Source organism: Tepidimonas fonticaldi (assembly GCF_007556755.1).
Lineage (GTDB): Bacteria > Pseudomonadota > Gammaproteobacteria > Burkholderiales > Burkholderiaceae_C > Tepidimonas > Tepidimonas fonticaldi.
This window is the reverse complement of record NZ_VJOO01000007.1, coordinates 36,849-63,202: the sequence shown is the minus strand read 5'-3', so window position 1 is coordinate 63,202 and position 26,354 is coordinate 36,849. Positions and strand designations below refer to the sequence as shown.

Genomic DNA, 26,354 nt, shown 5'->3' with positions numbered 1-26,354 from the left:
CCCGACCGGCGCGGCGGACGGCGCGGGCACGTCCCGGCCCGCGCAGCGATCACATGTGGTCGATCATGACCTGGCCGAAGCCCGAGCACGACACTTGCGTGGCACCTTCCATCAGGCGCGCGAAGTCGTAGGTGACCTTCTTGCTCTGGATGGCCTTTTCCATGCTGCTGATGATGAGGTCGGCCGCCTCTTTCCAGCCCATGTGGCGCAGCATCATCTCGGCCGAGAGGATCTCGGAGCCGGGGTTGACGTAGTCCTTGCCGGCGTACTTGGGCGCCGTGCCGTGCGTGGCCTCGAAGCAGGCGACCGAGTCGGACAGGTTGGCGCCCGGGGCGATGCCGATGCCGCCCACCTGCGCCGCCAGCGCGTCAGAGATGTAGTCGCCGTTGAGGTTGAGCGTCGCGATCACCGAGTACTCCGCCGGGCGCAGCAGGATCTGCTGCAGGAAGGCGTCGGCGATCGAGTCCTTGACGACGATGTCCTTGCCCGTCTTGGGGTTCTTGAACTTGCACCACGGACCGCCGTCGATCGGCTCGGCGCCGAATTCGCGCTGCGCCAGCGCATAGCCCCAGTCACGGAAGCCGCCTTCCGTGTACTTCATGATGTTGCCCTTGTGCACGAGTGTCACGCTGGGCTTGTCGTTGTCGATCGCGTACTGGATGGCCTTGCGCACCAGGCGCTCGGTCCCCTCGATGGACACGGGCTTGATGCCGATGCCCGAGGTCTCCGGGAAGCGGATCTTGGTCACGCCCATCTCTTCGATCAAAAACTTGATCAGCTTCTTGGCCTTGTCGCTCTGCGCCGGGTATTCGATGCCGGCGTAGATGTCTTCCGAGTTTTCGCGGAAGATGACCATGTCGGTCTTTTCCGGCTCCTTCAGCGGCGAGGGCACGCCCTTGAAGTAGCGCACCGGGCGCAGGCAGACGTAGAGGTCCAGTTCCTGGCGCAGTGCAACGTTGAGCGAGCGGATGCCGCCACCGACCGGGGTGGTCAGCGGGCCTTTGATGGAAACCACGTATTCCTTGAGGGCGTGCAGGGTTTCCTCCGGCAGCCAGACGTCGGGCCCGTAGACTTTGGTGGACTTCTCGCCCGCGTAGACCTCCATCCAGTGGATCTTGCGCTTGCCGCCGTAGGCCTTGGCCACCGCCGCATCCACCACCTTGATCATCACCGGGGTGATGTCGAAGCCGGTGCCATCCCCCTCGATGTACGGGATGATCGGGTTGTCCGGCACGTTGAGCGACATGTCGGCGTTGACGGTGATCTTTTGGCCTTCAGCGGGCACGTGGATGTGCTGATACATAAGCGGGGTCTCCGTAGGGCGTAATGCGCCACAGCACCGAGTGGGCGCTGGGCTCTAGAATCGATTCTATCGACAAAACCTCCGTGGACCTGACGCCATGCCTGCCCCGCTCCGCCTGCCGGCCGCCCTTCACCGCCGCCCTTGGTCCGGCCGGTGGCAGCGCGGTCGGTGCCCGGTAGGCGCGGGGTTCTGGGCGGTGCTGACCCTGGCCATGGGGCTGTGCGCGACTCCGGCGGCAGCGGTGCAGCCCCCCGCCCCCGAGCGGGCTCAGGCTGCCCAGACGGACTTGCCGCGCGTGTCGCTGCGCGCCGGGATGCACCTGATCGATGCCCAGGTGGCGCTGACGCACGAGCAGCGCTCGATCGGCCTGATGTGGCGGCGGGAGCTGGCCGCGAACGAAGGAATGCTGTTCGTCTTCGAGGCGCCGGCCGTGCAGTGCTTTTGGATGCGCAACACCTATGTGCCGCTGACGGCTGCCTTCGTCGCGGACGATGGCCGCATCGTCAACCTGGCGGACATGCGCCCGCTCGACGAGACCAGCCACTGCTCGCGCGAACCCGTGCGCTACGTGCTCGAGGTCGCGCAGGGCTGGTTTGCCAAGCGGGGCATCGGCCCCGGCTTTCGGCTGGCCGGCGGGCCGTTTGGCGGGCGTTGAAGGGGCGGGCGAGCCACCCGCTTCAGGGCCCCGGCCCCTCTGTCGGGATGGGGCCAGGGCGTCGCGCCGTCAGGCGTAGTTGGCCTGCGCGAACTCCCAGTTCACCAGCTTGTCGAGGAAAGTCTCGACGAACTTCTGGCGCAGGTTGCGGTAGTCGATGTAGTAGGCGTGCTCCCACACGTCCACCGTCAGCAGCGCCTTGTCGGCGGTGGTCAGCGGCGTGCCGGCGGCGCCGGTGTTGACGATATCGACGCTGCCGTCGGGCTTCTTGACCAGCCAGGTCCAGCCGGAGCCGAAGTTGCCGACCGCGCTCTTGACAAAGGCCTCGCGGAAGGCGGCATAGCTGCCCCACTTGGCGTTGATGGCCGCCGCCAGCGCGCCGGTCGGCTCACCGCCGCCATTGGGCTTCATGCAGTTCCAGAAGAAGGTGTGGTTCCACACCTGCGCGGCGTTGTTGTAGATCGGGCCGGGGTTGGGCGCCTTGCGGATGATGTCCTCCAGCGCCATCGACTCGTACTCGGTGCCCTTTTGCAGGTTGTTCAGGTTGACCACGTAGGCGTTGTGGTGCTTGCCGTGGTGGTACTCCAGCGTCTCCTTGGAGTAGTGCGGCTCCAGGGCGTCGATGGCAAACGGCAGGGGGGGCAGCGTGTGTTCCATGGTGTGTCCTCTTTGGGTTGTGGTCGAACCTTCGGATTGTAGGGAAGGGCTATGGCAGCCGCATGGCAGGCTCGCCGTGTCCCCGGAGGCGGCGCGGGATCCCGGCCGCGCGGTCGCGGCCGCGGGATCAAGGCGCCGGGCCGGCATGCACGGCGCTCACCCGCACATCCAGCCGTCCTGCCGCCAGGGCCACGTGGAGGGGGGCGTCCTGCGCCGTCTGGTCGGCGCGGGTGACGACATGGCCCTGGGCGTCGGTGACCAGGGCGTAGCCCCGCTGCAGCACCAACTGGGGGTCCAACAGGGCCAGTTGGGCGCCCCAGCGCTCCAGCCGCAGCCGGCGCCGTTCGGTGTCGCGTCGCCCTGCGGACTGCCACGCCTGCTCCAGCCGCAGCAGGTGTTGGCGTTGCCGGTCGATGCGCAGCGCCAGCGCGCGCTCCAGCCGGTGCTCGTGCGCCTGCAGGCGGGCGCGCTCGCGGGCGGTCAGGGCGGACGGCCGCCCCAACCGCTGCGCCAGCCGGTCCAGGTGCTGCGCCTGTGCATCGATCCGGCGCCAGAGCGCCGCGCTTAGGCGTTCGGCCTGGCGCTGCAGCGCCTCGCGCAGCGTGGCGGCAGCGGGGGCGCACAGTTCGGCCGCCGCGGTCGGCGTCGGCGCCCGCACATCCGCGACAAAGTCCGCCAGCGTCACATCCGTCTCGTGCCCGACGCCGCAGACGATGGGCATCGGCGCCTGGGCCATCGTGCGCACCAGGTCGGGGTCGTTGAAGGCCCACAGGTCTTCCAGCGAGCCGCCACCGCGCACCAGCAACAGCACGGCCGGCGCTCCGGTGTCGCGGTGGTCCTGGTAGGCGCGGCGCAACGCGGCGCACAACTGGGCCGGCGCATCGGCCCCCTGCACCGCGGCGGGGTACAGCCGCACCGGCAAATGCGGCACCCGCCGCGCCAGGGTGGTGGCCACGTCGCGCAGGGCAGCCGCGTCGAGCGATGTGACGACCCCGACGCTCGCCGGAAACGCCGGCAGCGGCCGCTTGCGCGCCGACTCGAACAGGCCTTCGGCCTGCAGCGTGGCCTTCAGGCGCAAAAACCGCTCGTACAAATCCCCCTGCCCCGCCAGCCGGACGCGCTTGACCACGAGCTGCAGGTCCCCGCGCGGGGCATACACATCCAGCCGCCCCAGCACCTCGATGCGCAGGCCGTCGCGCAAGGCGACGGCGCTGACCTCGGCCGCGCGGCGAAAAAACGCGCACCGCAACTGCCCCTGCGCGTCCTTCAGCGTGAAGTAGGCATGGCCGCTGCCGGCGCGCAGGTAGCCCGCCACCTCGCCGCTCACCCGCACGGGGTTGAAGCGCGCCCGCAGCGCATCGGCGACGGCCGCCACCAAGGCCCCCACGGGCCAGGCGGGCTCGTCGTCCGACGGCGGCCAAGGCGATCCGCTCATGGGGTTGCCCACAGTTCGCCCCCGGCAGCGACATGTGGATCGCAGCCCGCATGACACCCGAACGTCATCGCCAAGTCCTTGTCAAAAAACAGATTTTTTACCCGCCCAGAGGAAAGCCGGGATTCACAGGCTGTCCACATCCAGTCCATCCCAAGGGCAGCAGGCGGGTTGCACACAAGCTTATCCACAGGCCGGACGACCGCATGGATTGGGCGGCCCCACGCGCCCGCCCCACAGGGCCTGCTCCATAATGCGCGCAGCGACCGCCGCCCAGGAGAACCCCCTTGTTGTCGATCATACAAGCCGCCGGCTGGCCCATTTGGACGCTGATCGCGTGCTCCGTCCTCGGTCTGACGCTCGTCATCGAACGCGCCATCAGCCTGCGAACCAGCAAGATCGCGCCCCCCCAACTGGTGGACGAAGCCATCCAGGCCTCGCGGCATGGCGTCCCCCCGCCCACCGTGGTCGATCAATTGGCCGACAACTCGCTGCTCGGCTCGGTGTTGGCCAGCGGATTTCGCACCCTGCAGGCCAACCCCCGCGCCACCGAGGCCGAGCTGCGCGCCGGGCTGGAATCCGCCGGCCGCCTGGCCGCAGCGCACTTGCAGCGCTACCTGGGGGCGCTGGCCACCGTGGCGTCGGCGGCACCGCTGCTGGGCCTGCTCGGGACGGTGATCGGCATGATCGAGATTTTCGGCTCGCAGGCCGGCCCCGGGGGCTTGATGCCGGGCGGGGGCAATCCGGCGCAGCTCGCGCACGGCATTTCGGTCGCGCTCTACAACACGGCCTTCGGCCTGATGATCGCCATCCCCGCGCTGATTTTCTGGCGCTACTACCGGGCCCGGGCGGATGCGTTCCTGCTCCAGCTCGAGGTGGGGGCCGAACGGTTCGTCCACCACCTGCTCACCCTGCGCCGCTGACCCCCTGCCCTCTCCCCTGCGCGAGGTCTGCATGAACTTCCGACACGGCAACCGCGAGGAACCGGAGATCAACCTGATCCCGTTCATCGACATTCTGTTGGTGGTGCTGATCTTTTTGATGCTCACGACCACCTTCAGCCAGGCGACCGCGCTGCAGGTCAACCTGCCGGTCGCGAATGCCGAGCCGCCCCCGCAGAGCCCCACCGAAATCGTGGTCACGGTCGGGCCGGACGGGCGCTATGCGGTGGACAACCGCGTGCTGGACGCGCACGGGGTCGACGCGCTGGTGGCCGCGCTGCGCGCGAGCCAGGCCTCGCGCAACGACAGTCTGCTCGTCATCCAGGCCGACGCGGCGGCCAGCCACCAGTCGGTGATCAACGTCATGGACGCCGCGCGGCAGGTCGGCCTGGTGCAGATCACGTTTGCCACACAGCACGGCGAGCGCCGCTGATGCCCGTCGGCCTGGACCTGCCATCGGCCTGGCTGGGGCGGGGGCCGCTGGCCTGCAGTCTGCTGCCGCTGGCCGCGCTGTACCGCGCGGTGCTGGCCGGGCGCGCGCTGGCGTGGCGTCTGGGCGGGCGGCAGGCGCAGCGACTGCCGGTGCCGGTGGTGGTGGTCGGCAATGTCGTGGTCGGCGGGGCGGGCAAGACGCCCACCGTCATCGCGCTGGTGCGCCACCTGCAGGCGCGGGGCTGGCACCCCGGCGTCGTCTCGCGCGGCCACGGCCGGCGGCCCGGTCAGGATCTGCACGTCGTCGAGGACGCGGCCGACCCCGAGCGCTGCGGCGACGAACCGGCCCTGATCGTGCGCGAGACCGGCGCGCCGCTCGCCGTGGGCCGGGACCGCCCGGCCGCCGCCCGCGCCCTGTTGCAGCGCCATCCCGAGGTGGACATCGTCGTCAGCGACGACGGCATGCAGCACTGGGCCCTGGCGCGGGATTTGACGATCGTCGTGTTCGACGACCGGGACGTGGGCAACGGCTGGCTGCTGCCGGCCGGGCCGCTGCGCGAGCCCTGGCCCGGCCCCATTTGGGGTGGCGGACCGGCGCTGGTGTTGCGCACGGCCCCGCCGCGGCGCCCCCCCCGTGCCCACCCGTATGCCGAGTTTGCCGCGACCCGGGCCCTGGCGGCCGATGCCGTCGATGCCCGGGGCCACCGCCACGCGCTGGGCGACTGGGCGGCACAGGGTACGCCAGTGGGGGCCTTGGCGGGCATCGCCAGGCCGCAGGCGTTTTTTGCCCTGTTGCGCCAACGGGGGCTTGCCCTGGCGCAGACCCTGGCGCTGCCCGATCATGCGTCGGCCGACCAGATCGGCGCCGCGCTGCGCGAGGCCACCGCAGCCCCCGGGGCGCCCCGCGTCTGGCTGTGCACGGACAAGGACGCGATCAAGCTGCACGGTCTGCACGACCCGCCCCTGCCCGGGCAGGCATCGCTGTGGCGCGTACCGCTGGTGTTCACCCCCGAGCCGGCGTGGTTTGCGGCGGTGGATCGGCATCTGGAACGACTGCGCCCACGGCCTGCGCTTTGACCGATCCAAGGCGCTATGATGCCCGCCATGGATCCGAAGCTGCTCGAACTGCTCGTGTGCCCCGTCACCAAGGGCCCGCTGGTGTATGCGCGCGAGACGCAGGAGCTGATCTCCCGCGGAGCCCGGCTGGCCTACCCGATCCGCGACGGCATCCCCATCATGCTGGAAAACGAAGCCCGCGCCCTGGACGAGGCCGAACTGGACCGGCTGGCCCCGCCGCGCCCCGCGGCCCCCTGACGCTGCCGACGCCATGCCTGTCGATTTCCACGTCGTGATTCCGGCGCGGCGCGCCTCCACCCGCCTGCCCGACAAGCCGCTGGCCGACATCGGCGGCGCCCCGATGGTCGTGCGGGTGGCCCAGCGCGCCCTGGTCAGTGGGGCCCGCTCATGCACCGTCGCGACCGACGACGCGGCAATCGCCGACGCATGCGCCGCCGCGGGTGTCGCCGCCCTCCTGACCCGGGTGGACCATCCCAGTGGCAGCGACCGGCTGGCCGAGGCGGTGGACCGGCTGGGGCTGCCCGACGACGCGCTGGTGGTCAACGTCCAGGGAGACGAGCCACTGATCGACCCGGCGCTGGTGCGGGCCGTGGCCCAGGTGCTGCAGGACCGCCCCGACTGCGCGGTGGGGACGGCCGCCCACCCGATCGCCACGGCGGCGGAGCTGTTCAACCCGAACGTCGTCAAGGTGGTGCTGGACCGGCGGGCGACGGCGCTGTACTTCAGCCGCGCGCCCATGCCTTGGTGGCGTGACGCACCGTGCCACGATGGCGAGCTGGACCTCGCCACCTGGCCCGCGCAGGCGCGGCCGCTGCGGCACATCGGCCTGTATGCGTACCGTGCCGGGTTTTTGCGGCGCTTTCCGCAATTGCCGGCCGCGCCCCTGGAGCGCTGCGAAGCGCTGGAACAACTGCGCGTGCTGTGGCACGGCGAGCGCATCGCCGTCACCGTCACCGAGCACGCCCCCGGCCCCGGTGTAGACACCCCGGAGGACCTGGAGCGCGTCCGCGCCCTGTGGGCACACCTGCACGGCTGAACCCCCAGTGGTATCGCAGCCTGTAAGGCTGTGTCGGGGTGCGCATGCTATTCTTTGGCGCTGGCCGAGCGCCAGCCGCCGCCGGTCTGCGAGGCACCCCACCGCGCAGCGGCCCCGCTAACACGATCGCGACGAGTAAAGGAAACCCATGAGACTGATTCTGTTGGGCGCTCCGGGCGCTGGCAAAGGCACGCAAGCCGCGTTCATCTGCCAGAAGTACGGCATTCCGCAGATTTCGACCGGTGACATGCTGCGCGCGGCCGTCAAGGCCGGCACGCCGCTGGGCCTGGAGGCCAAGAAAGTCATGGATGCCGGCGGCCTGGTCAGCGACGGCCTGATCATCGATCTGGTCAAGGACCGCATCGCCCAGCCGGATTGCGCCAACGGGTTTCTGTTCGACGGTTTTCCGCGCACCATTCCGCAGGCGGAGGCCATGCGCCAGGCCGGGGTGCGCATCGACTATGTGCTCGAGATCGATGTGCCGTTCGACGCCATCATCGAGCGCATGAGCGGCCGGCGCGTCCACCCGGCGTCGGGTCGGACCTACCACGTCAAGTTCAACCCCCCCAAGGTGGACGGGGTGGACGACGTCACGGGCGAGCCCCTGATCCAGCGCGACGACGACAAGGAAGAAACCGTGCGCAAGCGCCTGGACGTCTACGCCGCCCAAACCCGGCCGCTGGTGGATTACTACAGCGGCTGGGCCAAGCAAGACCCCGCCACCGCCCCCAAATACCGCGTCATCAGCGGTCTGGGCACGGTGGAGGAGATCACCCAGCGCGTCTTCGCGGCACTGGCCAACTGAACGCGCCGGCCCCGGGGGCGTTCAGCTCAGGGCGGCCTGCTGCCACAGCAGGTGCAGCGACAGCGCCAGCCGGGCCTTGGCAGGCGGCAGATCCGTCACCGCAAACGGGCGCCGCGCCCGCCCGCCGTCGCCGGGAATCACCTCGCCCTCGGGGCAGCGGGTCGTCACCCAGACGGTCACCCCCTGGTCCTCGGCGTCGGCGAGGGCCGCCACCAGTTCGGTATGTAACGAGCCGTTGCCCGTGCCGGCCACCACCAGGCCGGCCAATGGGGCATCGGCGTCTTCACCGGCCACGGCGGCATGCCGCTGCCGCAGCAGGGCGCGCACCAGCGCCCCATCCGCCCCTCCGTGGCTGCTGATCCACTCCACCCGCGGCCAACGCTGCGCGGTCAACACGGCCTGCACACGCGCCGCCTGATCGGGGTGGGGTGAGACGGCGGCAGGCTGGGCCAGCCACCGCACGCGCCCGGCCTCGACCCAGGCCGCCGGGCCGCCATCGCCCGCACCGAACGCATCCGCCCGAGCCGGATGCACCTTGCGCACCGCGCGGGCATCGAATACGCGCCCGGCGAGCGTCACCCACACCCCGCCCGCCGTCTGCGCGACGGCATCCCCCGCCAGGGTCAGGGCATCGGCCAAGTTCTGCGGGCCATCGGGCGCTGCCGCCGAGGCCGGCCGCATCGCCCCCACCAGGACCACCGGCCGGCGCGGTTGCAGCACCGCGTGCAGCAGCCAGGCGGTCTCCTCCAGCGTGTCCGTGCCGTGGGTGATGACCAACGCCGCCACCTCCGGCCGCTGCAGGTGCCGCCACGCGGCCGCCAGCAGCGCCTGCCACAGGGCGGGCGTCATGTCCTTGCTGTCCACGTTGGCAACCTGCTCGGCCTCTAGCCGCATGCCCTCGGGCGGCACCAACCCCGCCAACAGGTCGGCCACCGGCACGACCCCGGCCTGGTACCCCACCACATCCTGCGCGTTGGCGGCGCGGCCCGCGATCGTTCCGCCCATGCCCAACACCACCAGCACGCGCGGCGGCTGCGCCGCACGGCCCTCCGTCATCGCGACCATCGTCATGATTCGGCCCGTGAAATGACAAACCTTTGAATGTTCCGCACTATGCTAACGTAGCGCCGGCTGGCGACGGCAGGGCGGCTGCCGCACGCCGCGAACGCCAAACAGGGAGATCCCGATGACCCCCGACACCCTCATGCTCGCCGGGCTGGGCCTGGGCCTGATCAACGCCGTGCTGCTGCTGGTGCTGTTGCTGCGCCGGCCCCGCTTCGACACCCCGGCCGACCTTGCGGCGCGCATCGGTGTCATGGAGCAGGCCCTGCAGGGGCTGGCGCAGGCGGGGGCCCGCGCCGATGCCGGCCTGACACGGCTCGATGCGCAACTGCGCGACTTCACCCAAAACACCCACCACAACCTGGATGCCAAGCTCGCGCTGATGATGGACGAGTCGCGCCACGGCCGCAACGAACTGACCGGGGCATTTCAACAGTTCGCGGCCCGCCTGGAGCAGCGCATCGGGGGCTTCGATGCGTCCATGGGGCAACGATTCGACTCGCTGCAGCACGCCCTGCTCTCCCGGCTGGCCGAAGCCACCCAGGCGCAGACGGCGCAGTTTGCCCAGGCGCAGGCCGATGCGGCGACGGCCCGCCAGGAACTCACCGCGGCGCTGGAGGCCTTCCGCAAAGATCTGTCCACGACGCTGAAGGCCCTGTCGGACGAGACGCAAACCGCGCGTCTGACGCTCGCCCAAAATGCGCACGCCTTCGAGCAGCAGATTCAGAACCGCTTCGAGGCGCTGGGCCAGATCACCGCGACGACCCTCGATACGCTCAAGAAGGACGTCTCCTCACAGCTGGGCACCCTGGCGACGGCCCTCAAGGATTTGCTGGAAGCCACGAGCGGCCACATGCACCGCCAGTTTGCGACGCTGCAGGAGGCCGTGGCGCAACAACTGCAAACCATGACCCAGGGCTGGCAGCAAAGCGCCGAGCAACTGCGCCACGCCCTCAACGAGCGCCTGGCGGCCATCCAGGCGGACAACACCGCCAAGCTCGAAGAAATGCGCCGCACGGTCGATGAGAAGCTGCACGCGACCCTGGAGCAGCGCCTCGGGGACTCGTTCCGCCTGGTGAGCGAACGGCTCGAGCAGGTCCACGCCGGCCTGGGCGAGATGAAGCACCTCGCCGGCAGTGTGGGGGATCTCAAGCGCGTCATGACCAATGTCCGCACACGCGGCACCTGGGGCGAGGTGCAGCTGGGCGCGATCATCGAGAGCCTGCTGACGGCCGAACAGTACGATCGCAATGTCAAGACGGTCGAGGGCAGCGCGGACCTGGTCGAGTACGCCATCAAAATGCCGGGCAAAAACGACCACGAGGCCGTGTGGCTGCCCATCGACTCCAAGTATCCGGTGGAGGACTACCAGCGCCTGCTCGACGCCCACGACAGCGGTGACAAGGAGCAGGTCCTCAAGGCGAGCAACGCCTTTGCGGCCGCCGTCAAGGCCGAAGCCAAGAAAATCCGCGAAAAATACGTCGCCCCGCCGAAAACGACGGACTTTGCCATTCTGTTCGTCCCGACCGAGGGGCTCTTTGCCGAGATTTGCCGCATCCCCGGCATGGTCGAAACGCTGCAAAACGACCACCGTGTCGTGATCGCCGGGCCAACCACCCTGGCCGCCATGCTCAACAGCCTGCGCTTGGGTTTTCGCACCCTGGCCATCGAGAAGCGCTCGTCCGAGGTTTGGAACATCCTGGCCAGCGTCAAGACGGAATTCCGCAAATTCGGCGACACCATCGAAGCCACCCGCAAATCCATCGACAACGCGGCCAAAAAGTTCAGCGACATCGGCGTGCGCACGCGGGCCATCGAACGCCGCTTGCGCGGGGTGGAAGAACTGCCCGCCGACTCCCCGACGGGCCTGGAAGCGGCCGACCTGCTGGCGCTGGACGACGAGGGGACGGGCGATCCGATGGCGACGAACGGCCGCGACGGCGGGGAGGGGTGATGGCACTCCGCCTGGATCGTCGGCTGTTTCCGCAGCCCGACGCCCGCATCGCATAACAAAAAGCCCCGCATCGTGCGGGGCTCTGTCCTTCCCGAGCCTGATGGGCGGATGGGAGGCTTGTGCTGGCGGAGTGAGAGGGATTCGAACCCTCGATGCGGCTCTACACCGCATACTCCCTTAGCAGGGGAGCACCTTCGGCCTCTCGGTCATCACTCCGAAGAACCGACATTATGCCCCAAGTTTGGGGGATGACGGCCCGGAATCCGGAAAATCAGGCCCCCTGCAGGGTGTCGGCGGGCTGATCCAGGTCGAACTCGCGGTGCAGCGCGCGCACGGCCAGCTCCATGTACTTCTCGTCGATCACGACAGACGTCTTGATCTCCGACGTGGAGATCATCTGGATGTTGATGCCCTCCTGCGCCAAGCAGCGGAACATGCGGCTGGCCACACCCACATGGCTGCGCATGCCGATGCCGACGATGCTGACCTTGCAGATGCGGGCGTCGCCCACCACGTCGGCCGCGCCGAGGGCCGGCACGACCTGCGCTTTGAGCACATCGATCGTGCGGGCCAGATCGTTGCGGTGGACGGTGAAGCTGAAGTCGGTCTTGCCGTCCTTGCTGACGTTTTGGATGATGACATCGACCTCGATGTTGGCATCGGCCACGGCGCCCAGGATCTGGGCGGCGATGCCGGGCTTGTCGGGCACGCCCAGCACCGAGACCTTGGCCTCGTCGCGGTTGAACGCGATGCCGGAAACGACGGCTTGTTCCATGGATGCGTCTTCCTCGAAGGTGATGAGGGTGCCGGAGCGGGCCTCCTCGTGGATGTCGATGTCCCAGGGGGTGAAGCTAGACAGCACGCGGATGGGCACCCGGTATTTGCCCGCAAACTCCACCGAGCGGATTTGCAGCACCTTGCTGCCCATGCTGGCCATTTCCAGCATTTCCTCGAAACTGATGCGCTCCAGGCGCCGGGCTTCGGGCACGACGCGCGGATCGGTGGTGTACACGCCGTCCACGTCGGTGTAGATCAGGCACTCGTCGGCCTTGATCGCGGCCGCGACGGCCACCGCGGAGGTGTCCGAGCCGCCACGCCCCAGCGTGGTGATGTTGCCACCGGCGTCCACGCCCTGAAAGCCGGTGATGATGACCACGCGCCCGGCATCGAGGTCGGCGCGGATGCGCTGGTCGTCGATGGATTCGATGCGGGCCCTGGTGTAGGCGCTGTTGGTGCGGATGGGCACCTGCCAGCCGCAGTAGGAGACGGCCTCGATCCCCTCGGCCTGCAGCGCGATGGACAGCAGCCCGACCGAGACCTGCTCGCCCGTGGCTGCCAGTTGGTCCAGCTCGCGGTAGTAGGCGTCACCGGGCTTGGCCGGGGCGACTTCCTTGGCCAGGCCAAGCAGGCGGTTGGTCTCGCCGCTCATCGCGCTGGGCACGACGACCATCTGGTGGCCGGCGCGCACCCATTTGGCGACGCGCTTGGCGACGTTGCGGATGCGCTCGGTCGAGCCCATGCTGGTGCCGCCGTACTTGTGAACGATCAGTGCCATGGAGATTTCGCGGGTGTGACGGCCGGCCGCGACGCGCGGGGGCCGGCGGGGGCGCCCGGGCCACCCCCGGGCAAACCCTGCCATTATAGGGGGCGAGGCACGGCCTGCCCCGCGCCCGGCCCCGCCGGGGCCGCGACATCGGCCCGGTAGTCGAGCACCGGGCCCGCCCGCAACAGGTAGCCGGCGCCCACCCGCAGCCGGATGGCATGGCCGCGCGTGCGGGCTGCGGCGATCTGCCGGGCCACTTCCTGCCATTGGGCCTCGGTCCCGCTGGCGCCGTGGCGCTGGCGCAGCCAGTGGCGCAGCGCATTGATGGCGCGCTCCGGCGACAAGGCGCGCAGCCCAGCCAGCGCGGGGGGATCGCCCAGCCGCGCCAGATCCTCGGCCGCCAACTCGTCCAGCAGGCGCTGGGCCGACGCGGCGTGGCGCGCGCTGCGCGCCAGGGTTGCGGCATACGCGGGAAACGCCTGCGCCAGCGCGGGGATGACCTGCAGCCGGATGCGGTTGCGGGTGTAGGCAGGATCGGCGTTGGTCGGGTCGCTGACCCAGGCGATGCCCTGCCCGTCCAGCCAGCGCCGCAGCGCGTCGCCGTCCAGCGCCAGCAGCGGCCGGCCAAACCACACCCCATGGATGCAGCGCCGCTCGGGCATGCCGGCCAACCCCGGCAGCCCCGCCCCGCGCGTCAGCGCCAGCAGCAGGGTTTCCGCCTGGTCCTGCGCATGGTGCCCCAGCAGCACGGCGGCCAGGCCCCGCGCCCGGGCGGCATCGGCCAGCGCCCGGTAGCGGGCACGGCGCGCGGCGTCTTCGGGGCTGTCCCCCGGGGCGGGCCGGGCATCGACACGCAAGGCGGCAAACGCCACGCCCCAGCGGGCCGCCGTGGCCGCGGCATGCGCTTCGAAGGCATCCGCCGCCGCCTGCAAGCCGTGATGCACATGCAGGGCGTGCACCCGCCCCGGCCAGCGCGCAGCCGCCGCCAGCAGCAACGATGTGGAATCCGCCCCGCCGCTGAAGGCCACCCCCAGCCCCGCCCCGGACGGCAGCGCGGCGCCGTGACGGCGCCACCATGCATCGAGCGCGGCCAGCACGGCGGGGTCGGCCGTGGGGTCGGCGGGGCGCGGATCGGGCTCAGCCGCGGCTGGCCTTGGTGTCGTTGAAACGCCCGTAGGCATTGAGGCGGGCATGGCGGCGCTCGATCAGCTCGGCCGGCTCCAGATCCACCACGTGCCGCAGCGACTCGGCCAGCGCCCGCTTGAGCAGCGCGGCCATCTGCTGCGGGTCGCGGTGCGCGCCGCCCACCGGCTCGCTGACGATCTTGTCCACCAACCCCAGCGCCTTGAGGCGGTGCGCGGTGATGCCCAGCGCCTCGGCGGCGTCGGGCGCCTTGTCGGCGGTCTTCCACAGGATGGAGGCGCAGCCCTCCGGGCTGATCACCGAGTACACCGCGTACTGCAGCATCAGCACCTGGTCGGCCACGGCGATGGCCAGCGCACCGCCCGAGCCGCCCTCGCCGATGATGGTGCTGATGATCGGCACCTCCAGCTGGGCCATCTCGAAGATGTTGCGCCCGATCGCCTCGGACTGGTTGCGCTCCTCGGCGTCGATGCCGGGGTAGGCGCCCGGCGTGTCCACGAAGGTGAACACCGGCAGCCGGAACTTCTCGGCCAGCTTCATCAGGCGCAGCGCCTTGCGGTAGCCCTCCGGCTTGGTCATGCCGAAGTTGCGCAGCGCGCGCTCCTTGGTGTCACGCCCCTTTTGGTGACCGATGACGACGCACGGCTGGCCGTTGAAGCGCGCCAGCCCGCCGACGATGCTTTGGTCATCGGCAAAGTGGCGGTCGCCGTGCAGCTCGGTCCAGTGCGTGAAGATGGCCCGCACATAGTCCAGGGTGTAGGGCCGGTCGCTGTGGCGCGCGATCTTGGTGACCTGCCACGGCGTGAGCTTGCTGTAGATGTCCTTGGTGAGCTGCAGGCTCTTTTTGCTCAGGCGGTCGATCTCTTCGGAGATGTCGACCGCGGACTCGGTCTGCACATAGCGCAGCTCTTCGATCTTGGCTTCGAGTTCCGCGATCGGCTGCTCGAAATCCAGAAAGTTGCGTTTGGCCAAGTTGTCACTCCACGGGCGCTCGGGCCCTCGTGTCGCCGATGGGCGCGCGGCACACGCGCCCGGCCGGCGGGGTTCAGTACGCCACCGGGACCGGATCCAGCGAGCGCCAAATATACCAAGTCGCCACGCTGCGGTACGGCGCCCAGGCGGCGGCGACCTCGCGCGCGTCGCTGCGGCTGACTGGCTCGCCGGAAAAATAGCACTGACTGATGCCGCGCAGCAGCCCGACGTCGTCCAGCGGCAGTACGTCCGGGCGCATCAGGTGAAAAATCAAAAACATCTCGGCCGTCCAGCGGCCGATGCCGCGAATCGCCGTCAGGTCGCGGATGATGGCCTCGTCGTCCATCGCGTGCCAGGCGGCCGGATCGATGCGGCCATCGTCGAAGTGCCGCGCCAGGTCGAGCAAATACTCCACCTTGCGCGCGCTCAGGCCGGCGGCGCGCAGCTCCTCGGGCGCGCGGGCCAGCACGGCCGCGGCCGTGCAGCCGCCCAGGCAGGCTTCCAGCCGCTCCCAGACGGCCTGCGCAGCCTTGACGGAGATCTGCTGCCCCACCACGCTGCGCGCCAGCGTGGTGAAGGCGTCCCCGCGCGACTGCAGGCAAGCGCCCGGAAACTGCGGGATCAGCCGCGCCATGACGCGATCGCGCCCGGCCAGATGGTCGCAGGCCTGCGCCCAGAACGCCGGCACGAAGCCGTCGCCGGCCGGCAGCGCCGCCGGCGGCACACAGGCGCCGTCGGGCGCGCGGCGGGCTGCGCTCATGCGCGCTCCCACGTGGTGCCGCCGGGGCCGTCCTTGAGCACGATGCCCTGCGCGGCCAGCTCGGCACGGATGCGGTCGGCCGTGGCGAAGTCGCGCGCCGCCTTCGCCGCGGCCCGCTCGGCGATGCGCGCGGCGATGGCGGCCTCGTCCAGGCCGGCGCCGGCGCGCAAAAACGCCTGGGGGTCTTGCTGCAGCAGGCCCAGGGTACCGCCGAGTGCGCGCAGCAGGCCGCTCAGGCGCGCATCGCGCGTGCGGTTGACCTCGGCCGCCAGCTCGAACAGCACCGCCACCGCCTCCGGCGTGCCAAAGTCCTCGTCCATCGCGGCCTTGAAGCGCGCCGCATGCGGCTCGGCCCAGTCAATGGCGGCGACGGGCTGGGGCGGCACCGCATCAAGCGTGGTGTAGAGCCGCTTGAGCGCCGCGCGTGCGTCCTCCAGGTGCTGGTCGCTGTAGTTGAGCGGGCTGCGGTAGTGCGCCCGCACGATGAAAAAGCGCACCGTCTCGGCATCGAACTTCTCCAACACCTCGCGGATGGTGAAGAAGTTGCCCAGGCTCTTGGACATCTTTTCGTTGTCCACGCGCACGAAGCCGTTGTGCATCCAGATGCGCGCCAGCGGCTTGCCCGTTGCGCCTTCGCTCTGGGCGATTTCGTTCTCGTGGTGGGGGAACTGCAGGTCGGCCCCGCCACCGTGGATATCGAAACTCTCGCCCAGCATCTCGCAGCTCATGGCCGAACACTCGATGTGCCAGCCCGGGCGGCCCACGCCATAGGGACTGTCCCACTTGGCCTCGTCCGGCTCCTCGGGCTTGGCCGCCTTCCACAGCACGAAGTCGAGCGGGTCGCGCTTGCCGTCGCCGACGGCGACGCGCTCGCCCGCGCGCAGCTCGTCCAGGCTCTTGCCCGAGAGCTTGCCGTACCCCGCAAAGGCGCGCACCGCATAGTTGACGTCCCCGTTGTCGCTGCGGTAGGCCAGGCCCTTGGCCTCCAGGCGGCCGATCAGGTCGAGCATCTGCGGCACGAACTCGGTGGCGCGCGGCTCGAAGTCGGGCCGCTGGATACCAAGTGCATCGGCATCGGCGTGCAGCGCCTCGACCATGCGGTCGGTCAGGCTGCGGATGGTCTCGCCGTTCTTCAGGGCGCGGGCGATGATCTTGTCGTCGATGTCGGTGATGTTGCGCACATAGGTCACCCGCAGGCCGCTGGCCTTGAGCCAGCGCTGCACCACGTCGAACGCCACCATCGAGCGCGCATGACCCAGGTGGCACAGGTCGTACACGGTCATGCCACAGACGTACATGCGGACGTGGCCGGGCTCGAGCGGCTCCAGCGGATCGAGCCGGCGGGTGAGCGAGTTGTAGATGCACAGGGTCATGACGATACCCGCCCGGCGGGCGCGAACCCCCGGGCTACAATCAGCCGAAAGGCGCGTATTGTGCACCGATGCCCGATCTGTTTCACCCCCTTCGCCCCGTGATGCGCCGGCCGCGCGCGCGCCGCCTTGGCCTGGCGCTGAGCCTGGGCGCGGCGCTGCTGGGCGGCTTGCCGCTGGCTGCCACGGCGCAGAGCGCGCCCCCGACCGCCCCCTATGCCGAGGCCCAGCGCCTGATCGCCACCGGCGAGCTGGCACTGGCGCGGCAAAGGCTGGAACAATGGCTGCAGGAGCGCCCCACCGACCCGCAGGCGCGCCTGCTGCTGGGCGTGGTGCTGGCCAACCAGGGGGATGCGGATGGCGCGCGCCAGGTTTACGAAAGCCTGACCCAGACCTACCCGGAGCTGCCCGAGCCGTACAACAACCTGGCCGTGCTGCACGCCGCCCAAGGGCGCCTGCCCGAGGCGCGCGCGGCACTCGAGTCGGCCCTGCGCTTCAACCCCGACTACGCCACCGCCCACCGCAACCTGGGCGACGTGTATGCCCGTCTGGCGCTGGGCCATTGGCAGCGCGCCCTGGCCCTGCAACCCGACAGCCCCGGCCTGGGCGAGCGGTCGCGGGCGCTGCGCGACCTGCTGGGGGCCGACGCCCCGCGTTGAACCCCGGCACCGTCTTCGCCTCTCATCTGCCATGACGATCCCAACCTTCTTCGCGCATCGCCGGGCCGCGCTCGGCCTGCTGGCGGGCAGCGCCCTGCTCGGCTGGTCCGCCGCCCACGCCCAGTCGTCCCAACCGTCCCCATCCTCTGTGTCCCCCTCTACGGCAGGTCCCCGACCCGCCCCCACTGGAGCCCGTTCCGTGAATCCCCAAGTCGAACTCCACATCGCCGGCCATGGCGTCATCACCCTCGAACTCGATGCCGCCAAGGCGCCCAAGTCGGTCGAGAACTTTCTGGCGTATGTGCGCGACGGCCACTACGACGGCACGATCTTTCACCGCGTCATCGACGGCTTCATGATCCAGGGGGGCGGTTTCGAGCCCGGCATGAAGCAAAAACCCACGCGCGCCCCGATCGAAAACGAGGCCGCCAACGGCCTGAAGAACGACCGCTACACCATCGCCATGGCGCGCACGCAGGCGCCGCACTCGGCCACGGCGCAGTTTTTCATCAACGTGGCGGACAACGGCTTTCTGAACCACACCGCCCCCACGCTGCAAGGCTGGGGCTACGCGGTGTTTGGCCGCGTCGTCAAAGGGACCGAGGTGGTGGACGCCATCCGCAAGGTGGCCACCGGTCGCCGGGGCTTTCACGACGACGTGCCGGTGCAGGATGTGGTCATCACCAAGGCGGCAGTCGTCACCCCCTGACGCGCGCCGCGCCCGGCCCCGCCCCATGAGCGCATGAGCGGCCCGGCCCTGCTCGACCACATCGACGCGCCGCCGTCATGGCAGCGCGTCGATTGCGTTTCGGACATTCACCTGCACGCGCAGGATCCAGAAACCGCCGCCGCGTGGCACGCCTATCTGGCGGCGGCGCCATTCGACGCGCTGTGCATCCTCGGCGACCTGTTCGAGGTCTGGGTCGGGGACGATGCCTTGACCGCCGATCCGGCGGCCGATCCCGAAATCGCGTTCATGCAGCACGCCGTTGCGGCGCTCGGCGTGCTGGCTCGCCGCCGCCCGGTTTATCTGATGCATGGCAACCGCGACTTTTTGCTCGGCGACGGCTTTGCCGCCGCCAGCGGGGTGCGGCTGCTGGCCGATCCGGCCGTGCTCGCCTTCGGTGCGCACCGGTGGCTGCTCAGCCACGGCGATGCCTGGTGCGTGGCCGACCGGGACTATCAAACGTTTCGCGCGCAGGTGCGTGGGGCAGATTGGCAAACGGCCTTCCTGGCGCGGCCGTTGGCCGACCGGCTGGCGCAGGCGCGCGCCCTGCGCCAGCGCAGCCAACAGCATCAAACGGCACAGCGCCAAGCCGGGGTGGCGCCGGCCGATGTGGATACCGACTTGGCCGCGCAAGCGGTCGCAGCCGTGGGGGCGACGGGCCTGATCCACGGCCACACGCACCGGCCCGGCCTGCACCGCCTGGGCGCCACGGCCCATCGCCTGGTGTTGAGCGACTGGGATGCCGCGGACCAGCCGCCACGGTTGCAGGCGCTCAGTCTGGACCGCCACGGAGGCTGGCAGGTGTGGCCCTTGCCCCGCGCCACCCCGGCATGAGTCCCCCGCCATCGTCTTCACCGTCCCAACCGGCCTCGGGCGGGCCCCGCTGGTTGCGGGGGGTGACGCGCTGGCTGACACACAAGCTGACACACTGGCGGCGACGCTGGCAGGCGCGGCGGGGCGATGGTCGCGCCATCCCCGACCGGCTGTGGGCACGCGTCGTGGCCGATTTGCCCTGCCTGCAGGCCCTGGACGGGAACGAACAGGCCCGATTGCGCGACCTGTGCGCGGCCTTTCTGGCACGCAAGGAGTTCAGCGGCGCCCACGGGCTGGTCGTGGACGACCGCATGGCGCTGCTGGTCGCGGCGCAGGCCTGTCTGCCCTTGCGGCACCGGGGGCTGTCCGCGCTGGCGTGGTACGACGACTTCGTGGGGATCGTGCTGCATCCGGACGAGGTGGTCGCCCCGCGCCGCATCCGGGACGAGGCGGGCGTCGTGCACGAATACGACGAGGCGCTGGCCGGCGAGGCCATGCAGGGCGGCCCGATCGTGCTGGCGTGGCCGCGCGTGCTGGGCTCGGCACCCGGCGCGACAGGCATCGGCCACAACTTGGTGATCCACGAGTTTGCCCACGCCATCGACCTGCACGGCAAGCCGCTGGGCCAGCCGGCCGACGGCTGCCCGCTGCTGCCCGCGGGCTTTTTGGGCCTGTCGGCTGCGGCGGCACGGCAGCACTGGCACACCGTGCTGACCGAGGCGCACGCCACGCACCGGCAACGGGTGGCGCTGCACGAGCGGTTTGGCGCCCCGCCGCCCTGGCTGGACGCCTACGGCGCCGAATCCCTGGCCGAGTTTTTCGCCGTGGCGTGCGAGGCGTACTGCGTGGACCGCGAGCGGCTGGCCGAGGCCCACGCCGATCTGGTCGCGCTGTTGGACGCGTTTTTTGCCCGGCCGACGGCGCCGGGCGACACCCGGTGACCGTCGGCGGCCATCAGCGCCGCAGCAACACCTTCAGCGCCGCCTGCAGCCGCCGCTCGTGGCTGGCGTCGTGGGCCGTGGCCAGCACCCGGGCCACATCCTGCGCCCAGGTCTCGGCCGGCCCGGGTTCGTGCCGGCGCGTGAGCAGCCGAAGCTGCAACTGACGCCGGGCATCGACTTGGTCGGCCGACGTGGGCACATCGGCCGCAATCTCCAGCCGCAGCAGGGGTTCGGCGGCTTCGCTGGCGGGGGCGGCGGCCCGCCCCAGCGCCTGCACCCACGCGGGACGCGCCGCCGCGGCCTGACGGCCGCCCAGCTGCTGCCCGGGCGGGACGCGCGCCGCATCGCGCGCCGACCACGCGGCCAGCAGCTCGGTCAGGGCCTCGCCGTGGGCACGCGCCGCCAACTGGCGCAACTTGGCCTCGGCACGCTCCAGGGCCTGGCGCTGGGCGCGGAAGGCCGCATCGCCCAGCCGCGGACGCGCCGGGCCCTCCGGACGGGGGGACCGCTCCGGCCGTGCGCGCGGGGCCAGTTTGGCCGGCGCCAAGCGGGCCGCGGCCGCGGCACTGGCCGGGGTCGCCCCGGGCCGGTCGTCGCCCCGCCGGGCCACGACGGGACGCGGGGCCGCCGGAGCGGGCGCATCGCGGGAAGCGGCGGCCGCTGCCCCGGCCGGTGTTTCGGCCGTTGTTTCGGCAGACATCGCGGCCGGGGTGGGGGCCGGCGGGGTCTCATCCGCCGTCGCGCCCTCCCCTTGCGCCGCGGTCCGCAGGGCGGCCATCGCTGCGCGGATCTGCTGGGCGTCGTCGGCGGCGCAGGCGGCTTCCAGGGCGCGCGCAGCCTCCAGCACGGCGGCGTCGAGCCGGCTGGTGGCGGCCTGGGTCTTCTCCCGCTCGGCGCTCTTGCGCGCAAAGGCCTCGTCGATGGGTTGGCGGAACGCCTCCCACAGCTTTTGCTCCTTGCGGCGGTCCAGCGGCACACGGTGCGCCTCCAGCTGCCAGCGCTGTTGCAGGTCCTTGACGGCATCCAGCCGCAGGCGCGGCTCGGCCGCCAGGGCCTGGGCCTCGGCGATCAGGGCTTGGCGGCGTGCGGTGCTGTCGGCCTGCGCGGCCTCCAGCCGTTCGTGGGCGGCGGCGATGGCGGCCTTCCACAGCGGCTGCAGCTCGGCAAAGATTTTTTCGCTGACGTGGCCGCCCTGGCGCCAGCGCTCGGCAAAGGCGTGCAGGTCGCGCAACTGGGCCTTCCAGTCCTCGCTGGCGGCGTGGGCGGCGGTCCAGGCCTGCACTTCCTCGATCAGGGCCAGACGGGATTGCCGCGCCGCCTCGTTGTGGGCCTTGAGTTCGCGCCGCCAGGCTTCGACCGCCTGATAGGCTTGGTTGCACGCTTCGTCGAAGCGCTTCCACAGCGCGTGGTTGGAGGTGCCGCCCTGGTCCGTCTGCTTCCACTGCTCGCGCAACTGGCGGATGGCCTCCTGCAGCTTGCGGCCGGTGGGCCGCTCCGCCTCGGGGCCCTGGGTCAGGGCGACGGCCTGGGCCAGCAGCCCTTCGCGCAACTGGTCGGCACGCCAGCGCTGCCAGTCCTCCAGCTCCTTGGCCTTGGCCAGCGCCGCGAGCGCCCGGGCGTCGAGCTCCGGCCCCGCATGGCGGCCGTGCACCTTGTGTGCATGGCGCAGCTCGCCGGCGTAGCGGCTCATGGCTTTGGTGTGGCCGGCGGCCAGCTCGCGCTCCAGCGCCTCGATCGCCGGCAGCAGCGCGGCTTGGGCCAGCGCCTGTACGGCCTTGGGCACGGGGGCGGCCGACTCGGCCTCGGCGGCCAGCGGCTCGCCGCGCTGGGCGCGGATTTCGTCGGCCCACACGGGCACCCCGGGCAGGGGTGCCTGGGGGTCCTCGGCCGCGGCGGCGGCCTGGGCGAGCGCCGCTTCGAACGCCTGCCAGACGGCCTCGAGCTGCTGGCGCGCGGCGTCGAGCTGGTTCGGGTAGCGGGGATCGAGGTCGGCCCAGCCCGCGGCCGACGTCAGCCCTTGCTGGCGCTCGCGCCAGTCGTTGACGTCCTGCGCCAAGCCGTCGCGTGCAGCCTGCGCCTCGGCGCGCGGCTTGGTGGACGCCAGGTCGATGCGCTGCACCAGCAGGCCGGCGGCCTCGCGCTCGACCTGCACGCGGGTTTGCAGGTCCTCGATGGCCTTCATGCGCTCGGTCAGGCGTTGGCGCAGGCCGGCCAGCGGCTCGCGCGACAGCGGAGCCCCGGCCTTGGCGGCATCGCGCTGCCAGGCCATGGCGTCGGCCAGATTCAGCCGGGGAGCACCCAACAACGCCTCGGCCCGGGCGGCCCATTCGGCGGCCAGGGCATCCTGGGCGCGGGCGCGGCGCAGCTCGTCCAGCCGTTCCTTGACCAGTTTGGCGGCCCCCTTGTCGCGCGTGGCCAGCTCGCGGTAGACCTCGGCCACATCGTCGGCCGGCGGGTCGGTGGCCAGCCACTCGCGCAGGCGGGCGGCACGCTCGCCCGAGGTCGGCGCCGTGAAGGCGCCGCGGGTGCGCTGGTCGAGTTCGGTCAAAGAAACTTTCGCGGAAGGGGAGTCGGACGCGTTCACGGTGCGGGGCGCGGGTTGGCCGCTCGGGGAAGTCGGGTCATCGGATCCGGCAGTCATGCAGACCGCCGCCAAAGGGTTATTGTCACCTACCCGGCCCACAGATCCAGCGGCGGATCGTGCACGACCGCCTTGAGCAGGTCGCTGCGGGATACGAAACCCATCAGCGCGCCCCCACTGTCCACGACCGGCAGGCCCGGCAAACCGGTGTGCAGCAGGGCCAGCGCCAGCCGGCGCAGCAGGGTGTCCGGGGTAACGGCGGGAATGGGGGTGACCATGATCTCGGACAAGGGCAGCGCCAAAAAGGCGCGCCAGACCAGGGCGCTGTCCTCCGGGCGGGGCAGGCGGTCGATGTGCAGCAGCTCGGCCCGGGTGAGCAGGCCGACCAGCCGCCCCTGCGCATCCAGCACCGGGGCCTGCCCCAGGCCGCGCTCGGCCAGGCGCCGCCAGCCATCGGCCACGGTCATGGTCTCGGTGACCGTGACCGCCTCGCGGGACATGACGTCCTGCACCCGCTCCAGCGGGTGGCGGGTGGTCGGGGGGTGCTGCACCTCGCCGTAGGCTTGGACGGCGGCGGCCGCGGGCCGCGGCAGCGAGGTGTCGGCCGCGGGCTCGTCGCCCGAGCGGCGGCCCGCCACACGAAGGCCGCTGTCCGCAAAATCGGGGCGGTCGATCTCCACCGCCAAGGCGCGCAGGCGCCCGGTGCGCAACGAGGGCAACACCCGCCGCAGGTCCTCGATCGGACCGCGGTACATCAGGCCCGAAGTGCCGTAGATGGCCAGCATGCACACCCTCCTGTCCGGATCCGCAGACCGGCGCCCCGGCGGTGCGCAGATCCCGCCTCAGTCGGGCAGGAACAGCGCCTGCAGATCGCTCAACCAGTCGAAGCCACGCGCGGTCGGCGCCAGCCAGCCGTCGTCTCCCACGGCGAGCCAGCCGCGCTCGCGCGCGCGCTCGATGGTCGCCGATACCGCATTCATCGGCAAGCCCGTGCGTTCACTGAAGGTCCGCAGCGCAAATCCGTCGCGCAGCCGCAGAGCATTGAGCATGAATTCGAAAGGCAGATCGCGGGCCGCCACCTCGTGCTCCTGCGCCACGGGTGTGCCCGCCAGCGCCTGCTGCACATAGCGCGCCGGGTCGCGCCAGCGCACTTGACGCACGATGCGCTGGGCAAAACTCAGCTTGCCGTGCGCGCCCGCCCCAATGCCTAGATAGTCGCCAAATTGCCAGTAGTTCAGGTTGTGCCGGCAGCGGTGGCCCGCGCGGGCGTAGGCCGAGACCTCGTAACGCACCAACCCGGCGGCGGCCGTGCGCTCGGCAATGCGGTCGAGCATGGCGTAGGCCGTGTCATCGTCCGGCACGGTCGGCGGATGCTTGGCAAACCAGGTGTTGGGCTCGATGGTCAGGTGATAGACGGACAGATGGGGAGGCTGGTGGGCCAGCGCCGCGTCCAGGTCCCGCTCCAGATCGGCGGGGGTCTGGCCAGGCAGCGCATACATCAGGTCCAGATTGAAGGTGTCGAAGTACCGCGCCGCCTCGTCCACCGCGGCGTGGGCCTGGGCGGCATCGTGCACCCGCCCCAGCGCGCGCAGAAAACGGTCGTCGAAACTCTGCACACCGATGCTCAGCCGCGTCACGCCCGCGTCGCGAAAGGCGGCAAAGCGCTCGCGCTCGAAGGTGCCGGGGTTGGCCTCCAGCGTGATCTCGGCGCCCGGCTCCAGCGGCAGGCGGGCACGCAAGTCCGACAGCAGCCGCCCGATCACATCCGGGTCGAACAGGCTGGGCGTGCCCCCGCCGATGAAGATGCTGCCCACCGGCCGCCCCCAGACGAGCGGCAAGCTGGCCTCCAGGTCGGCCAGCAGGGCGCGCACATAGTCCTGCTGGGGCAGCGGCCCGGCCTGGCCGCTGGCCGCCCCCCATTCGTGCGAGTTGAAGTCGCAGTACGGGCACTTTTTCAGGCACCACGGCAGGTGCACATAGAGCGCGAGCGGCGGCAGGCCGTGCAGCCGGACCTGGCCCGGGCGCTGCCACAGCACGGCGGCCTCGGTGGCCCCCATGGGGCTGGTGGGACCGGGCCCGCTCAGCCCGCCGGCCATCCGCGCTCCTGCATGAGGGCCAGCATGGCACGCGCCGCGCGGCCACGGTGGCTGTGGGCGTTCTTCACTTCGGTGGGCAGTTGGGCGAAGGTGCAGCCGAAGGCCGGGATGAACATCACCGGGTCGAAGCCAAAGCCGCCGTGGCCGACCGGTTCGCGCGCGATCAGCCCCTCGACGCGGCCGCTGGCGACCAGCGGCTCGGGGTCCTCGGGGTGGCGCACCGCCACCAGCGTGCTCACCATCGCCGCGCGGCGATCGTCGATGTCGCGCATTTGCTCCAGCAAGGCGCGCACATTGTTGGCATCGCTCTTGGGGTAGCCGAACTGCGTGCAGTAGTGCGCCGTGTCCACCCCCGGCCGGCCGCCGAAGGCCGCCACGCACAGCCCGGCGTCGTCGGCCAGGGCCGGCAGGCCGCTCGCGGCGGCCGCATGGCGGGCCTTGGCCAGCGCGTTTTCGATGAAGGTGTGGTGCGGCTCCGGCGCCTCGGGGATGCCCAGGCTGCCCTGCGTCACCAGCTCCAGGCCGAGCGGCGCGAACATCGCCTGCAATTCGGCCAGCTTGCCCGGATTGTTGGAAGCCAGCACCAGACGGCGCGGCAGGGACGCATCCGCCATGGCTCACCCCACCTCGGCGCCGGCCAGCGCGGCGCGCTGCATCGCGATCAGCTGCTGGATGCCGCCATCCGCCAGGGTCAGCAGCTGCTGCAGATCCTCGCGGCTGAAGGGCTCGCCCTCGGCCGTGCCTTGCAGCTCGACGAAGTGTCCCGCCCCGGTCATGACGACGTTCATGTCCGTCTCGCAGCCGGCATCTTCCACATAGTCCAGATCCAGCACCGGCACCCCGTCCACGATACCGACCGAGACGGCCGCCACCGGGTGCAGGATGGGGCTGCGCTGCAGCTTGCCCTCGGCCAGCAACTGGTGTACGGCGTCGTGCGCCGCCACCCAGGCGCCGGTGATGGCCGCGGTGCGGGTGCCGCCGTCGGCCTGCAGCACGTCGCAATCCAGCGTGATGGTGCGCTCGCCCAGGGCGCTCAGGTCGAAGACCGCACGCAGCGAGCGGCCGATGAGGCGCTGGATCTCCTGCGTGCGGCCGCTTTGCTTGCCGCGGGCGGCCTCGCGGTCGCTGCGGGTGTGGGTGGCGCGGGGCAACATGCCGTATTCGGCCGTCACCCAGCCTTCGCCGCTGCCCTTTTTGTGCGGGGGCACGCGCTCTTCCACCGAGGCCGTGCACAGCACGCGGGTGCGGCCAAATTCGATGAGCACCGAGCCTTCGGCGTGGACGGTGTAGCCACGGGTGATGCGCACGGGGCGCAGCTGGTCGGGGGCGCGGCCGTCGTGGCGCCGGTGGGCGCCCGCGGCCGCCGTCGGGTCGTGGGTCATGGGGTCTTCCTGG

Annotated in this window: 26 protein-coding genes and 1 tRNA gene; 12 read left to right on the top strand and 15 right to left on the bottom strand. The window is 70.9% G+C overall.

The annotated features are described in order from the left end of the window. Nucleotides 1–49: 49 nt before the first annotated feature. Entirely contained in the window at nt 50–1,303 is a 1,254-nt protein-coding gene (gene icd / locus Tfont_RS05385; protein WP_068610192.1) for an NADP-dependent isocitrate dehydrogenase, read from the bottom strand. A 97-nt stretch (nt 1,304–1,400) separates the two neighbouring features. Here icd and Tfont_RS05380 point away from each other — a divergent pair, with 97 nt between their 5' ends. Continuing rightward, the gene (locus Tfont_RS05380; RefSeq protein ID WP_260682280.1) at nt 1,401–1,958 is read left to right on the top strand and encodes a DUF192 domain-containing protein; all 558 of its coding nucleotides are present in this window, start codon (nt 1,401–1,403) and stop codon (nt 1,956–1,958) included. A gap of 69 nt (nt 1,959–2,027) precedes the next feature. Here the strand turns inward: Tfont_RS05380 and Tfont_RS05375 are convergent, their stop codons facing one another. Both Tfont_RS05375 and xseA read right to left on the bottom strand, forming a co-directional pair. Further along, a complete protein-coding gene (locus Tfont_RS05375) occupies nt 2,028–2,615 on the bottom strand; it encodes a superoxide dismutase (RefSeq protein ID WP_068610196.1) in 588 nt (195 codons plus the stop codon). A gap of 127 nt (nt 2,616–2,742) precedes the next feature. Further along, nucleotides 2,743–4,050 (bottom strand): exodeoxyribonuclease VII large subunit, encoded by a 1,308-nt coding sequence (gene xseA / locus Tfont_RS05370; protein ID WP_143968673.1) that lies wholly within the window; start codon nt 4,048–4,050, stop codon nt 2,743–2,745. 284 nt (nt 4,051–4,334) lie between these two features. On the opposite strand from xseA, the gene Tfont_RS05365 reads away from it, so the two are divergent. From Tfont_RS05365 to adk, 6 genes are all read left to right on the top strand, one after another. After that, on the top strand, nt 4,335–4,970 hold the full coding sequence (locus Tfont_RS05365; protein ID WP_143968672.1) for a MotA/TolQ/ExbB proton channel family protein: 636 nt from the start codon (nt 4,335–4,337) through the stop codon (nt 4,968–4,970). 31 nt (nt 4,971–5,001) lie between these two features. Then, a complete protein-coding gene (locus Tfont_RS05360) occupies nt 5,002–5,421 on the top strand; it encodes an ExbD/TolR family protein (RefSeq protein ID WP_143968671.1) in 420 nt (139 codons plus the stop codon). Next, nucleotides 5,421–6,497, top strand: coding sequence for a tetraacyldisaccharide 4'-kinase (gene lpxK, locus Tfont_RS05355; protein ID WP_143968670.1), 1,077 nt, complete (start codon nt 5,421–5,423; stop codon nt 6,495–6,497). The genes Tfont_RS05360 and lpxK overlap by 1 nt, the downstream gene beginning before the upstream one ends. A gap of 27 nt (nt 6,498–6,524) precedes the next feature. Further along, a complete protein-coding gene (locus tag Tfont_RS05350) occupies nt 6,525–6,734 on the top strand; it encodes a Trm112 family protein (protein WP_068610633.1) in 210 nt (69 codons plus the stop codon). Between the two features lie 13 nt (nt 6,735–6,747). Beyond that, complete coding sequence (gene kdsB, locus Tfont_RS05345; protein ID WP_068610206.1) at nt 6,748–7,533, top strand: 3-deoxy-manno-octulosonate cytidylyltransferase; 786 nt, start codon at nt 6,748–6,750, stop codon at nt 7,531–7,533. Between the two features lie 148 nt (nt 7,534–7,681). After that, on the top strand, nt 7,682–8,338 hold the full coding sequence (adk, locus tag Tfont_RS05340) for an adenylate kinase (RefSeq protein WP_143968669.1): 657 nt from the start codon (nt 7,682–7,684) through the stop codon (nt 8,336–8,338). A gap of 21 nt (nt 8,339–8,359) precedes the next feature. Here adk and Tfont_RS05335 read toward each other — a convergent pair whose 3' ends face one another. After that, nucleotides 8,360–9,409, bottom strand: coding sequence for an asparaginase (locus tag Tfont_RS05335; RefSeq protein WP_260682279.1), 1,050 nt, complete (start codon nt 9,407–9,409; stop codon nt 8,360–8,362). Between the two features lie 115 nt (nt 9,410–9,524). Between Tfont_RS05335 and rmuC the strand changes: the two genes are divergently transcribed. Next, nucleotides 9,525–11,354: a DNA recombination protein RmuC gene (rmuC, locus tag Tfont_RS05330; protein ID WP_143968667.1), complete on the top strand. Its 1,830-nt coding sequence runs from the start codon at nt 9,525–9,527 to the stop codon at nt 11,352–11,354. A gap of 123 nt (nt 11,355–11,477) precedes the next feature. Here rmuC and Tfont_RS05325 read toward each other — a convergent pair. The 6 genes from Tfont_RS05325 to cysS all read right to left on the bottom strand — a co-directional run bounded on the left by Tfont_RS05325 (nt 11,478) and on the right by cysS (nt 17,145). After that, a tRNA-Ser gene (locus Tfont_RS05325) sits at nt 11,478–11,570 on the bottom strand. 55 nt (nt 11,571–11,625) lie between these two features. Then, complete coding sequence (locus Tfont_RS05320; RefSeq protein ID WP_068610211.1) at nt 11,626–12,909, bottom strand: aspartate kinase; 1,284 nt, start codon at nt 12,907–12,909, stop codon at nt 11,626–11,628. An 83-nt stretch (nt 12,910–12,992) separates the two neighbouring features. Then, complete coding sequence (tilS, locus tag Tfont_RS05315; RefSeq protein ID WP_260682278.1) at nt 12,993–14,090, bottom strand: tRNA lysidine(34) synthetase TilS; 1,098 nt, start codon at nt 14,088–14,090, stop codon at nt 12,993–12,995. Beyond that, nucleotides 14,035–15,012 carry an acetyl-CoA carboxylase carboxyltransferase subunit alpha gene (locus tag Tfont_RS05310; RefSeq protein WP_068610215.1) on the bottom strand — a complete coding sequence of 326 codons (978 nt, stop codon included), beginning with the start codon at nt 15,010–15,012 and terminating at the stop codon, nt 14,035–14,037. The genes tilS and Tfont_RS05310 overlap by 56 nt, the downstream gene beginning before the upstream one ends. 73 nt (nt 15,013–15,085) lie before the next feature. After that, a complete protein-coding gene (locus Tfont_RS05305) occupies nt 15,086–15,772 on the bottom strand; it encodes a DNA-3-methyladenine glycosylase family protein (RefSeq protein ID WP_082955529.1) in 687 nt (228 codons plus the stop codon). Continuing rightward, nucleotides 15,769–17,145: a cysteine--tRNA ligase gene (gene cysS, locus Tfont_RS05300; protein WP_143968666.1), complete on the bottom strand. Its 1,377-nt coding sequence runs from the start codon at nt 17,143–17,145 to the stop codon at nt 15,769–15,771. Before cysS ends, Tfont_RS05305 begins: the two co-directional genes overlap by 4 nt. 101 nt (nt 17,146–17,246) lie before the next feature. Here cysS and Tfont_RS05295 point away from each other — a divergent pair, with 101 nt between their 5' ends. The 4 genes from Tfont_RS05295 to Tfont_RS05280 all read left to right on the top strand — a co-directional run bounded on the left by Tfont_RS05295 (nt 17,247) and on the right by Tfont_RS05280 (nt 20,282). After that, entirely contained in the window at nt 17,247–17,801 is a 555-nt protein-coding gene (locus Tfont_RS05295; protein WP_068610219.1) for a tetratricopeptide repeat protein, read from the top strand. A 199-nt stretch (nt 17,802–18,000) separates the two neighbouring features. Then, nucleotides 18,001–18,510 (top strand): peptidylprolyl isomerase, encoded by a 510-nt coding sequence (locus Tfont_RS05290; RefSeq protein ID WP_068610221.1) that lies wholly within the window; start codon nt 18,001–18,003, stop codon nt 18,508–18,510. 33 nt (nt 18,511–18,543) lie between these two features. Continuing rightward, nucleotides 18,544–19,362, top strand: a complete 819-nt coding sequence (locus Tfont_RS05285) for a UDP-2,3-diacylglucosamine diphosphatase (protein ID WP_068610223.1) — start codon at nt 18,544–18,546, stop codon at nt 19,360–19,362. Nucleotides 19,363–19,424: 62 nt separating this feature from the next. Then, nucleotides 19,425–20,282, top strand: a complete 858-nt coding sequence (locus Tfont_RS05280) for a M90 family metallopeptidase (protein WP_260682277.1) — start codon at nt 19,425–19,427, stop codon at nt 20,280–20,282. A gap of 13 nt (nt 20,283–20,295) precedes the next feature. Here the strand turns inward: Tfont_RS05280 and Tfont_RS05275 are convergent, their stop codons facing one another. The 5 genes from Tfont_RS05275 to rph form a co-directional block, all read right to left on the bottom strand. Then, nucleotides 20,296–22,830 (bottom strand): DUF349 domain-containing protein, encoded by a 2,535-nt coding sequence (locus tag Tfont_RS05275; RefSeq protein WP_260682276.1) that lies wholly within the window; start codon nt 22,828–22,830, stop codon nt 20,296–20,298. 122 nt (nt 22,831–22,952) lie between these two features. Further along, nucleotides 22,953–23,648, bottom strand: a complete 696-nt coding sequence (locus tag Tfont_RS05270; RefSeq protein WP_143968662.1) for a CBS domain-containing protein — start codon at nt 23,646–23,648, stop codon at nt 22,953–22,955. Nucleotides 23,649–23,705: 57 nt separating this feature from the next. Further along, nucleotides 23,706–24,920, bottom strand: coding sequence for a radical SAM family heme chaperone HemW (gene hemW, locus Tfont_RS05265; protein ID WP_068610641.1), 1,215 nt, complete (start codon nt 24,918–24,920; stop codon nt 23,706–23,708). Nucleotides 24,921–24,943: 23 nt separating this feature from the next. After that, the gene (rdgB, locus tag Tfont_RS05260; protein ID WP_143968660.1) at nt 24,944–25,573 is read right to left on the bottom strand and encodes an RdgB/HAM1 family non-canonical purine NTP pyrophosphatase; all 630 of its coding nucleotides are present in this window, start codon (nt 25,571–25,573) and stop codon (nt 24,944–24,946) included. Nucleotides 25,574–25,576: 3 nt separating this feature from the next. After that, nucleotides 25,577–26,341: a ribonuclease PH gene (gene rph, locus Tfont_RS05255; protein ID WP_143968659.1), complete on the bottom strand. Its 765-nt coding sequence runs from the start codon at nt 26,339–26,341 to the stop codon at nt 25,577–25,579. Nucleotides 26,342–26,354 lie beyond the last annotated feature (13 nt).

Excerpts from the sequence above, each read along its gene's own strand:
- icd (WP_068610192.1), bottom strand. The coding sequence starts at position 1,303 with ATGTATCAGCACATCCACGTGCCCGCTGAAGGCCAAAAGATCACCGTC.
- Tfont_RS05380 (WP_260682280.1), top strand. The coding sequence starts at position 1,401 with ATGCCTGCCCCGCTCCGCCTGCCGGCCGCCCTTCACCGCCGCCCTTGG.
- Tfont_RS05375 (WP_068610196.1), bottom strand. The coding sequence starts at position 2,615 with ATGGAACACACGCTGCCCCCCCTGCCGTTTGCCATCGACGCCCTGGAG.
- xseA (WP_143968673.1), bottom strand. The coding sequence starts at position 4,050 with ATGAGCGGATCGCCTTGGCCGCCGTCGGACGACGAGCCCGCCTGGCCC.
- Tfont_RS05360 (WP_143968671.1), top strand. The coding sequence starts at position 5,002 with ATGAACTTCCGACACGGCAACCGCGAGGAACCGGAGATCAACCTGATC.
- lpxK (WP_143968670.1), top strand. The coding sequence starts at position 5,421 with ATGCCCGTCGGCCTGGACCTGCCATCGGCCTGGCTGGGGCGGGGGCCG.
- Tfont_RS05350 (WP_068610633.1), top strand. The coding sequence starts at position 6,525 with ATGGATCCGAAGCTGCTCGAACTGCTCGTGTGCCCCGTCACCAAGGGC.
- kdsB (WP_068610206.1), top strand. The coding sequence starts at position 6,748 with ATGCCTGTCGATTTCCACGTCGTGATTCCGGCGCGGCGCGCCTCCACC.
- adk (WP_143968669.1), top strand. The coding sequence starts at position 7,682 with ATGAGACTGATTCTGTTGGGCGCTCCGGGCGCTGGCAAAGGCACGCAA.
- Tfont_RS05335 (WP_260682279.1), bottom strand. The coding sequence starts at position 9,409 with ATGACGATGGTCGCGATGACGGAGGGCCGTGCGGCGCAGCCGCCGCGC.
- rmuC (WP_143968667.1), top strand. The coding sequence starts at position 9,525 with ATGACCCCCGACACCCTCATGCTCGCCGGGCTGGGCCTGGGCCTGATC.
- Tfont_RS05320 (WP_068610211.1), bottom strand. The coding sequence starts at position 12,909 with ATGGCACTGATCGTTCACAAGTACGGCGGCACCAGCATGGGCTCGACC.
- tilS (WP_260682278.1), bottom strand. The coding sequence starts at position 14,090 with ATGCCCGCCTCAATGCCTACGGGCGTTTCAACGACACCAAGGCCAGCC.
- Tfont_RS05305 (WP_082955529.1), bottom strand. The coding sequence starts at position 15,772 with ATGAGCGCAGCCCGCCGCGCGCCCGACGGCGCCTGTGTGCCGCCGGCG.
- cysS (WP_143968666.1), bottom strand. The coding sequence starts at position 17,145 with ATGACCCTGTGCATCTACAACTCGCTCACCCGCCGGCTCGATCCGCTG.
- Tfont_RS05295 (WP_068610219.1), top strand. The coding sequence starts at position 17,247 with ATGCGCCGGCCGCGCGCGCGCCGCCTTGGCCTGGCGCTGAGCCTGGGC.
- Tfont_RS05285 (WP_068610223.1), top strand. The coding sequence starts at position 18,544 with ATGAGCGGCCCGGCCCTGCTCGACCACATCGACGCGCCGCCGTCATGG.
- Tfont_RS05270 (WP_143968662.1), bottom strand. The coding sequence starts at position 23,648 with ATGCTGGCCATCTACGGCACTTCGGGCCTGATGTACCGCGGTCCGATC.
- hemW (WP_068610641.1), bottom strand. The coding sequence starts at position 24,920 with ATGGGGGCCACCGAGGCCGCCGTGCTGTGGCAGCGCCCGGGCCAGGTC.
- rdgB (WP_143968660.1), bottom strand. The coding sequence starts at position 25,573 with ATGGCGGATGCGTCCCTGCCGCGCCGTCTGGTGCTGGCTTCCAACAAT.
- rph (WP_143968659.1), bottom strand. The coding sequence starts at position 26,341 with ATGACCCACGACCCGACGGCGGCCGCGGGCGCCCACCGGCGCCACGAC.